At 69.4% G+C, this 9,017-nt stretch carries 7 protein-coding genes; 5 read left to right on the forward strand and 2 right to left on the reverse strand.

Annotation, left to right across the window (positions count from 1 at the left end; genetic code table 11):
* Positions 1–54: 54 nt before the first annotated feature.
* The 4 genes from CLV70_RS37335 to CLV70_RS37350 all read left to right on the forward strand — a co-directional run bounded on the left by CLV70_RS37335 (position 55) and on the right by CLV70_RS37350 (position 4,893).
* Positions 55–2,784 carry an nSTAND1 domain-containing NTPase gene (locus CLV70_RS37335; RefSeq protein WP_106131345.1) on the forward strand — a complete coding sequence of 910 codons (2,730 nt, stop codon included), beginning with the start codon at positions 55–57 and terminating at the stop codon, positions 2,782–2,784.
* 163 nt (positions 2,785–2,947) lie between these two features.
* Entirely contained in the window at positions 2,948–3,646 is a 699-nt protein-coding gene (locus tag CLV70_RS37340) for an ALF repeat-containing protein (RefSeq protein ID WP_342750451.1), read from the forward strand.
* Between the two features lie 165 nt (positions 3,647–3,811).
* Positions 3,812–4,537, forward strand: a complete 726-nt coding sequence (locus CLV70_RS39445; RefSeq protein ID WP_146164323.1) for a hypothetical protein — start codon at positions 3,812–3,814, stop codon at positions 4,535–4,537.
* Positions 4,538–4,548: 11 nt separating this feature from the next.
* Complete coding sequence (locus CLV70_RS37350; protein ID WP_245908769.1) at positions 4,549–4,893, forward strand: hypothetical protein; 345 nt, start codon at positions 4,549–4,551, stop codon at positions 4,891–4,893.
* Positions 4,894–5,059: 166 nt separating this feature from the next.
* Here CLV70_RS37350 and CLV70_RS37355 read toward each other — a convergent pair whose 3' ends face one another.
* Complete coding sequence (locus CLV70_RS37355) at positions 5,060–5,434, reverse strand: cyclic-phosphate processing receiver domain-containing protein (protein ID WP_106131349.1); 375 nt, start codon at positions 5,432–5,434, stop codon at positions 5,060–5,062.
* A gap of 1,295 nt (positions 5,435–6,729) precedes the next feature.
* Here CLV70_RS37355 and tcmP point away from each other — a divergent pair.
* The gene (gene tcmP, locus CLV70_RS37360) at positions 6,730–7,716 is read left to right on the forward strand and encodes a three-Cys-motif partner protein TcmP (protein ID WP_158277927.1); all 987 of its coding nucleotides are present in this window, start codon (positions 6,730–6,732) and stop codon (positions 7,714–7,716) included.
* Between the two features lie 4 nt (positions 7,717–7,720).
* Here tcmP and CLV70_RS37365 read toward each other — a convergent pair whose 3' ends face one another.
* Positions 7,721–8,485, reverse strand: coding sequence for a DUF5131 family protein (locus CLV70_RS37365; RefSeq protein WP_106131351.1), 765 nt, complete (start codon positions 8,483–8,485; stop codon positions 7,721–7,723).
* Positions 8,486–9,017 lie beyond the last annotated feature (532 nt).

Genomic DNA, 9,017 nt, shown 5'->3' on the forward strand with positions numbered 1-9,017 from the left:
GAACAACAAACACTGGACATGACCAGGACAATGACGCGAGGGATCGGAGGTCGGATGCCTCGACAGGAACGTCCGCTGGAGTCCGAGGAGACTCCGCTGCTGAGCTTCGCCGGGGACCTTCGACGCCTCCGGCGACGCGTCGGCCTGCCCTCGTACCGGGAGCTGGGCAAGCGGACGAACTACTCGGCCGCGGCGCTGTCCGAGGCGCTGTCCGGACGGCGGCTGCCGAGCCTGGCCATCACCGCCGCGATCGTCCGGGCCTGCGACGGCGACGTCGGCGAGTGGACCGAGCGGTGGCGCCGGTTGGCCGCCGTGCAGCCGGGCGCGCCTGGCGACGTACCCCTGCCTTATGTCGGTCTTGACCCTTATCAGGTCGACGACGCCGACCGGTTCTTCGGGCGGGAGGCGTTGACGGAGACGCTGCTCACGCTCGTCGACGAACGTCCGTTCGTCGGGGTCTTCGGCGCCTCGGGGGCGGGCAAGTCGTCGTTGCTGCGCGCCGGACTGGTCGCGCGCAGCTCACGCACCGCGATCGTGGTGTCGCCGGGCACCGATCCGATCACCGAGCTCGCCGTGCCCATCGCGAACCTCGCCGACGAGCCCGCCGCCCGGGTCCGGGAGGACCTCGCGGCCGACCCGCAGGCCCTGCGCGGCTGGCTCGCGAAAGCCGCCGCCGACGCGCTGCTGGTGGTCGACCAGTTCGAGGAGGTGTTCACGCTCTGCGACGAGAGCGCCCGGCTCTGGTTGATCCGGGCACTGACCACGGCCGCGGGACCGCACAGCCGGGTGGTGGTCAGCGTCCGCGCCGACTTCTACGGCCGGTGCGCGCGCCACCCCGAGCTGGTCACCGCGCTGCACCGGGCGCAGGTGCTGGTCGGCCCGATGTCCACCGAGGAGCTGCGCTCGGCGATCACCGAACCGGCCGCCCGCGCGGGCGCCACGATCGAGACGGCGCTGGTGGCCCGCCTCATCTCCGACGTCAGCGGGCAACCCGCCGTGCTGCCGCTGGTGTCGCACACGCTCGCCGAGACGTGGCGGCGCCGCCGCGGCATGGCCCTCACGCTGGCCGGCTACGAGGACGTCGGCGGCATCGAACACGCCCTCGCGCGCACCGCCGAGCACACCTTCGACCAGCTCACCGAGGAAGACCGCCGCGCGGCACGGCTGCTTTTCCTGCGCCTGGTGGTGCCGGGTGACGGCACCGAGGACACCAAGCGACGGGTACGGCGAGCCGACCTGCACGCCCCCGACGCCCTCCTCGACCGGCTCGCCGCGGCCCGGCTGATCACCATCGACCGGGACAGCGTCACCCTGACCCACGAGGCGCTCCTGCAAGCGTGGCCGCGGCTGGCGGGCTGGATCGCGGAGGACCGGGAGGACCTGCGCACCCAGCACCGGCTCACCGAGGCCACCGCGGTGTGGGAGGCGCACGGGCACGACCCCGACACCCTCTACCGCGGCGCCCGCCTCGAACAGGCCGCCCGGCTCCGCGACCGGCTCAACCCTCGCGAACGGGCGTTCCTCGACGCCGGCCTCGACGCCGAACGCGCCCGCGGGGAGGCCGGCCGGCGCACCACCCGCCGGTTGCGCCGGCTCGTCGCGGGCCTGGCGGCGCTGACCCTCCTGCTGGCGGGAACCATGATCGTCGCGGCGGCCGCCCAGCACCGGGCCGCCCGGCAGCGCAACGAGGCGCTGTCCCTGCGGGCGTCCGACGCCGCCCGCGACCTGATCGCCTCCAAGCCGTCGGACGCCGTGGGGCTGGCGCTGGCCGCGTACCGGCTCGCGCCCACCACCGAGGCCCGCGAGGCGCTGCTCCTGGCGCACGCCGCTTCGGGCGCCACCACCCTCGGCCGCGGCTTCGTGGACCCGCCCGGCCGGTACGCCGCCACCTACGACGCGAAGACGCTGGGCGAACAGCTCTGGCGGTGGGACGGTACGACGTGGCGGCAGGCGGGGAGCCTCCCCACCGCGTCGAGCTACCTCCACGGGAGCAGCATCGACGAACGCCGGGCGATCTACTGGAGCGGACGGACCCGCTCCTTCCTGTGGGACCTGTCCGACCTCGACCGTCCCCGGGAGATCCCGGCCCCCGCCGACCTCGGCCTGATGGAGAGCCTCGACCGGACCGGATCCCTGCTGAGCGCCCTGGGCACGGACAAGACGGCAAGGGTGTGGCGCGTCGGCGAACGGACCTTCCGCACCCTGCCCGCGACCGAGGTCGTCGGCACGGCGGTGCTCAGCGACGGCACGGGCATCATCCTCAGCCGCCGCGACGGCGACCGCGACGCCATCGAACGCTGGACCCTGGACGGCCGCAGGATCAGCACCCTCCTGTACGCCCGCCACCCCGCGATCCTCCAGGCCGGGCCGGCGGGGCTGATCGCCGTCACCACGTACCCGACCCCCGTTTCGACCACCATCCTGGACGTGACCGACCCGCAGGCGCCCCGCACCCTGGTCCAGGCCGGCCCCCTCGACGAAACGGCCACCCTCGCCTTCGACCCCGCCGGCCGGGCGGTGGCGGTCGTCGACGGCTCCGAGGCCCGCGTCTGGGACGCCGCGACGGGCCGGGCGATCCTCCGCCTGCACACCCAGGGACTGCGTATCGCGTCCCCGCGCCTCCTCGGCACCGACCTGACCGTCCTGGACGGAGTATCCGCAATGTGGCGGATCAACCCGGACCTGTCCGCGGTTATCGAGCAGACGTGCGCAAATCCGCCCACCGTGGATTGGGACCGCAACTTCCCCGACACCCCGCCGCGCCAACTGTGCCCCGCGGAATGAGTTCGAGACCCATCGACGCATTCAATTCCTTCTTGCTTCTTCGCCCGCCGCCGGTACTATCTCCGTGTTTTGGCCTGCAACGGGGAGGAAGAACCGCATGCGAGGGAAGACGTCGACCGGCGTCGTAGTGGCACTGGCCCTTCTGATTCCGGCGGCACCGGCAATGGCATCGACCGAAACGCTCACGGCCGACAACAAGGCCTGCCAGACGGTCGAGCGCAAGGTCTACAAGGACATCCGCGAGATGCTCGCCATCGACCTGGACGCCGCCACCGACACGGAGCTCCAGATTCTGGCCGCCCAGCTCCTCACCGTGGCGAAGGCCGCGTCGCTGCCCATCCTGCCCGGCGAGATCGAGGAGGTGCTGAGGGACCCCGAGGGTGACCTGCGAGCGTTCCTCAAGACCGGCGCGAAGCAGGCCTGGACGACGGACCTGCGGATCTCCGTGGTCCGCACGCTGACGAACGCCGGCACCAACCTGAAGGCGGCCGCCCAGAAGGCCCTCGACACCGCGACCATCGACGCCTACCTCGCCTACCTGAACGACGGCCAGTACGTCGCCCGCGAACTCGACTGCGCGGCCCAGCCCACCCCGAGCGTCACCCCCACGGCCACGGCAACCGCCACCCCGGCCCCCACGGCCACGGCAACCGCCACCCCGGCCCCCACGGCCTCGGCCTCCACCCCGGGCACGGCCGGCGGCGGCGGCGAGGGCACCTCCACCGACAAGGACGAGGACGGCGGCCTCCCGGTAACCGGCGCCGACACCGCCCTGGTAGCCAGCATCGGCGGCACCCTCCTGCTCCTCGGCACCACGGGCTACCTGATCGGGCGCCGCCGCCGCTCCCGCTTCGTAGCCTGACCCCGACCCGCCCGCGCCCGGCCCGGCCCCCGTCGAGCCGGGCGCGACGCGTTCGCTGACCACGGACCGTTCTGATCCGGAATGCTCACCGCCGTAGGCCGAAGACATTGATGACTGTGGCTGTAGCCTGTCGGGCGTGGGGAAAGTCGGGCGGCGGTTTCCGGGGTGACCGGGCGGCCGCGGGGGCACGGCGATGGCGGTGGGGGCGACGGCGGCTCGCCACCCAGAGGCCATGGTGCCGGCGGGCCCGGGAGCGTCGCTCAGGCCCAAGGCCTGGTCGCCACGGCGGCCCAGGCGGGACGACCCACGGCTGGTGCGCGGCCCGGCTCAGCCGGTACGCATGACGGTGGTCCGGCGGAACTGCCCCGGCCCACCGACCCTGAGGAGGCCAGGGTCCTCGCCATCTATCAGAAGCTCGGTGACGAGCCGCCCGAGATCAACATCGCGGCCAACGACGCCGAGTACGGCGGGCTCGGCGCGCACACGCAGGACCGGCACGGGCCGGCGATCCCGTTGCACCGAGATCCCGATCCGCAGAGTGGCAACCGGACGGTCGAGGGCCGAATCTACGGCGACGCGCCGTGGCCGAATACGCAGAACTGGTCGTACCGGTGGACGGACCCGGGCACGATGAACCGTACGGTCAACGCCTACCTCCGCGACAACTGGGAAGGTATCCGCAGCGATCTGGCGCTCGACGGCGAGCACGAAGGCAAGATTGTGGCCGGCAACGCGGTGGGTCAGGGCTACTACAACCCGGGAATGCACGGCGCCGGGCCGCGCTCGTCGACCTTCGGTGTCACCAGCATGGCGAAGATACGCATCAAGCTCGTCCCAGGCTCGGACCCGCCGATACCGTTCATCGTCACGACCTTTCCCTCCGGAACCTGAAGGCGGCCGACGTGTCCGAGCTTCCCGAATCCCTCCGAGCGCGTATGCGGGAGCAGAACGCGGAGCCGGCGATCGACGTCGTGCGTGCGTTCCTGGGTTTCAAGGTCGCCGACGCGGAAGACCTCGATGAGATCCGGGCGGATCTGAGGCAGACGGCCCAGGTGAGCACACGCAAGCTGCGGCGGGAACTCGCGGCGTTCGAGGCGGTGCTGGCCGACCCGCCCCCGGGTGAGCTCGCACGAATGGTCGCGGGGGAAGGCAACTGGGTGCTCGACGACCCGTCGGACGCCGCCGCAGTCGCGTTCCTCGGTCAGTTGGCCCAAATCCTGCGCGAGACCCTCGACGAGACCAACTGACCCCTCAAACCGGCGGCGCGCCAGACCACGCAATGCCGGCGGGGAATGCGGACCCAGGACCTTCCCCTCCGAACGGATCCGTGAACCAAACCCCCGAGGGAACGCCTGGCATCCCCTTCTGGCGAGGGGCCGCGGAGCCGCCTCCTGGTCATCGGGATACGTCAGGTCATCCAGCGGAGCCGCTTCCGTCAAGGTAACCCACTTCTCGGTTACCCGAAGCGACGCGGACCGGATAGTTCCAGCGCCGCAGGGCCTGCGCCATCTTCGCGGCGCCCGCGGGATTGGCCGAGTGGATGATGACGACACCGACATCGAAAGGCCGGCCCTCGAAGGCGGCCCGCTCAAGGAATTCCACGACCGGCCAAATGGTGTCAGCGCCACCGAGATCATGGTCGAGCCAAAGCTCGTCGAACCGGTGGCCGCGGTGACGGGCGAGAAGCTCGACGCCGGCCGAGCTTGTGCGAGCTACCGCGGCCGGCCGGCCGTCAACGAACGAGCGGAGATCGTCGACGAGCACGATCGTCGGCTTGCCGTCGGTCATCGCACGACGATGCCCCGGCTGTCCCAGCGCCTCAACCGAATATCCGGGTCTGCCGCATTGATTCGTGGTGCCTCGGCAGTGCCGCGCCGGCAGGGCCGCGATGCCGGGCGTTGCGCCGGAGAAGCTGGGCGGTTGCTGTGCATGGCACTCAGCGATGCTGAGAGGTGGCAGCGCGGGGTGTTCGGTGGAGCTGAGGTTACGGCATAAGAACTCTTCGATCATGGCGCAGGGCTGTGACCTGGAGGTTCCTTTGGTAGGTGAACGTCAGCCTCTGCGGCGCGGATCTGTTGGAGATGTTGTTCCTGACGATAGCTGATGATCATGTCGGTCAGGAACGCAACGAACTGGGATCGTTGTTGCGGAGTGAAGGGTGTGGTCTTCGGTTCGGTCAGGGTGAGTTCAGGTAGCGGCGGCCGGCCCACGCCGCGTCGCCGTCTTGGGCGTCGAGGCACACGACCGTTGTACGACCGTCCCGCAGGCGTGGGTCGCGCCGCGTGTACGCCGCCGATGATTGGAGTCAGCGCGCTGCGTGCGCGGCCGTCCCGCCCTCGGGAACTAGTAACCGGACGTGGCCGCACATCGAGGGACGAGCCTGTCAATCTCCAACGTGACCGTCATCCGGCAGTGACCCCCTCGACCCAGTCGCGCAGCGAGATGGCTTCGCGCCCAACCGAGGCGCTTTCCTTGGGGCTGGAGAAGTGGCGCCTCGCACTGCACCAGATCCGGGATGTCGACTCGCTGTCTGGTGATGAGAAGGCGTTCATGGGGCAAGCGAAGGTTCCCTGGCCGACCAGTGGGTCAACGAGATCGAGGCGAACCTGCGCGCGCAGCTCGCTCCGGGCGAGTCGTTCACCGTCGTGAGCCGCTACACGGAGGCGTACGGAAGCGCTGTGGGCCAGGCACGGCAGACCCATCTACGTAAGGCGTGGAGGCGGTTGTACGCCGACGGCACGACGCCCGTTGAGCCCACGGGCGAACTGCTCAAGAAGACGATCGAGCCAGCGTAAGGAGGTTCAGCTCCGCCGCCGGTATCTCGACCCTGACGCGGCCCTCCAGGATCCTGCGGCCGGCTTTCGGGGTGCGGCCCGCCCCACTTCACCATTGACTGCCCAACCGGGTGCAGGTGTCGTCGATCTGCACCGCGCCAGCACTTCGCACCGCCGGGGTACGCTCGCATGTTCTCGGCTCGGCCGGACAGGGACCGCCCTTCGGTGGCGGCCTGGTCTTTACGACTGTCGATGGTTCCCTTAGCCTGCGATTGCAGAGTGTGGTCATGTGGGCACATGGGGTGGTTTGTGGCGGCGAAGAAGTGGGGCTGGTGGACCAGGCACAAGCTGCAGATTCTTGAGGATTACCTGGCCGAGTTCAGCAGGGCGGCCAAGAACGTCGACGAGCGGATCTACCTCGACCTGTTCGCAGGCTGGCCGGAAAACCAGTCCCGGGAGACCGACGAACTGATCCTTGGCTCCGCCCGTCGGGCCATCGAAGTGCGGCCAGCATTTACTCGGATCGGTCTGTTCGAACTCGAAGGCAAATCCGAACGCCTTGAACGCGCCATCCGTCACGCATACCCCGGACGACCCGGTATCAAAGTCTTTCCCGGCGACTGCAACGCCACCGTCCCGCAGGCACTCCGCCAGTTGCGAATCTTGAAGCTGGACTGGGCTCCCACGTTCGCGTTCGTCGACCAGTTCGACTCCGAGATCAAATGGTCGACACTGCAACAGATCGCCCAGTTCCGCCAGGCCAAGTACACGAAAGCCGAAATGTGGATCCTCTTCGCCACCGGCATGTACCCGCGCGGCCTCAACCTTCATGGCGAGGGAATGAACGCCCGCTACGGCGACACCCTCACCGAGATGATCGGCAGCGAGGAGTGGGTTCCCATCGCCCAGGACACCCGATCCGGGGATCTCAGCCCTGCCGACGCCCGCGACGAGTGGGTCAACCTCTTCCGGTGGCGCCTCGAACACGATCTCGGCTACCGGCACACCTATGGCTTCACGATGAGAAACACCGGCGGGCAGGAAATCTACGACATGGTCTTCGCCACCGACCACCAGGCCGGCGACAGAATCATGCGGCACCTGTACGGCAAGGCCATCGCCGAACACGAGGACATGCGCCAGCACGCGCTCGTCTTACGTCGCGACGAACGAGCCCGCAGCAAAGGGGTAGACGCTCTGTTCAGCGTCGGCCAACACATGGTTACCGCAAGCCGCTTGGTGGACGGCCGCATCTACCTGCCCGAACCGCCTCGACCGCCTTACGGCGCGCGGTGAGCCGCTACGCGACCGGCACCGACCCGCTGGCCGTACCCGCGGGCATCTCGTCCCAGGTACGCCCCTCGAGTTCACGACCGCCGGCCTTCGGGGTGCGCCCGCCCCACTGCTTGAAGAAGAACGGCACCCCAGCATGGATGCACTGATCGCGCAGGACGGTGACCCAGGCAGGATGCATCGGCCGGGCGTTCGGCCCGCTCTCCCCGCCGGCGATGGCCCAGCCGATGCCGTCGAGGTTGAGCTCCGTCAGCGGGCCGAGCAGTGGTTCGCAGGACAGGAATCGGACGGCGGCAGGTACCTCGCGCAGGTCGTCGATGCGGTCGGTCGCGTCTTGGTCTTCCACCGACACGCCCATCCACACGTTGCCGGGCCAGTCCAGTTCGCCGGATAGCCGGCGCAGCCGCCGCGCCCGTTTGGTCAGGATCTGATAGCTGTGCTGAGGGGTGGCGGCCATGACCTCAAAAACCTGCCGGACAAAGTCCAGAGGGACTCGGGCGTGGAACAGGTCGCTCATGGAATTGACAAAGACGCGCCGCGGGCGTTTCCAGCTCAGCGGCAGCATCAGGGTGGCCGGGTGCGGGGTGAGGTCGAAGCCCGGCCCACTGGTCCGGGCGTCCCCGTCGTTCTGGTACCGGGGCTGACCCATGGCCTTGAGCCGGCGGGACAGCGTCATGGCATAGCAGTGATCACACCCACGGCTGACCTTGTCGCATCCCGTAGTGGGATTCCACGTGGCCTGGGTCCACTCGATGGCACTGCGGTCACCCATGATCGGTCTCCATTCTCGCAGCGTATCGGGTATCGAACGCATGTCCTACGGGGCGTAGGTCATTCGTGACAATCTGCCCAACGAAGATCGTCGCCATTCGATCCGTTGATCAGTACGTAGGGGCGCAGGTCCCGAACGGGCTACCCCCAGGGCCCGGCAAAGTCGTCAGGTGATGCCGAGGAGTGTCAGTGGGCGAGTGCTGTCGCGGGCGTGATGTCGGGTGCCGGCGGCGATGTTGGTGATCCCGGCGGTGCGTAGCGCGCCGATTGCAGCGTTGCACAGGGCGGCCATGACCTCAGGTCCGGTGCCGGTCCGGATTTGGCTGCGGTCTTCGTCGTAGGTGATCTCGCGGCGGCTGGGGCCGCGGTCGGTGTTGCGGGTGGCGTCCGGGACGGCCCCGCCAGGGCAGGGAGGCGAGCTGGGTGTGCAGGTGAGGCGTGGAGTAAGCCGCGCGGCGCGGTGCCCCTTGTGGGGGCCGTTTCCGCGCGACTCCTCCCCGAACCGGACGTGCGAGCTTTCCCCGCATCACGGC

This window comes from Pseudosporangium ferrugineum (assembly GCF_003002065.1).
Classification (GTDB): domain Bacteria; phylum Actinomycetota; class Actinomycetes; order Mycobacteriales; family Micromonosporaceae; genus Actinoplanes; species Actinoplanes ferrugineus_A.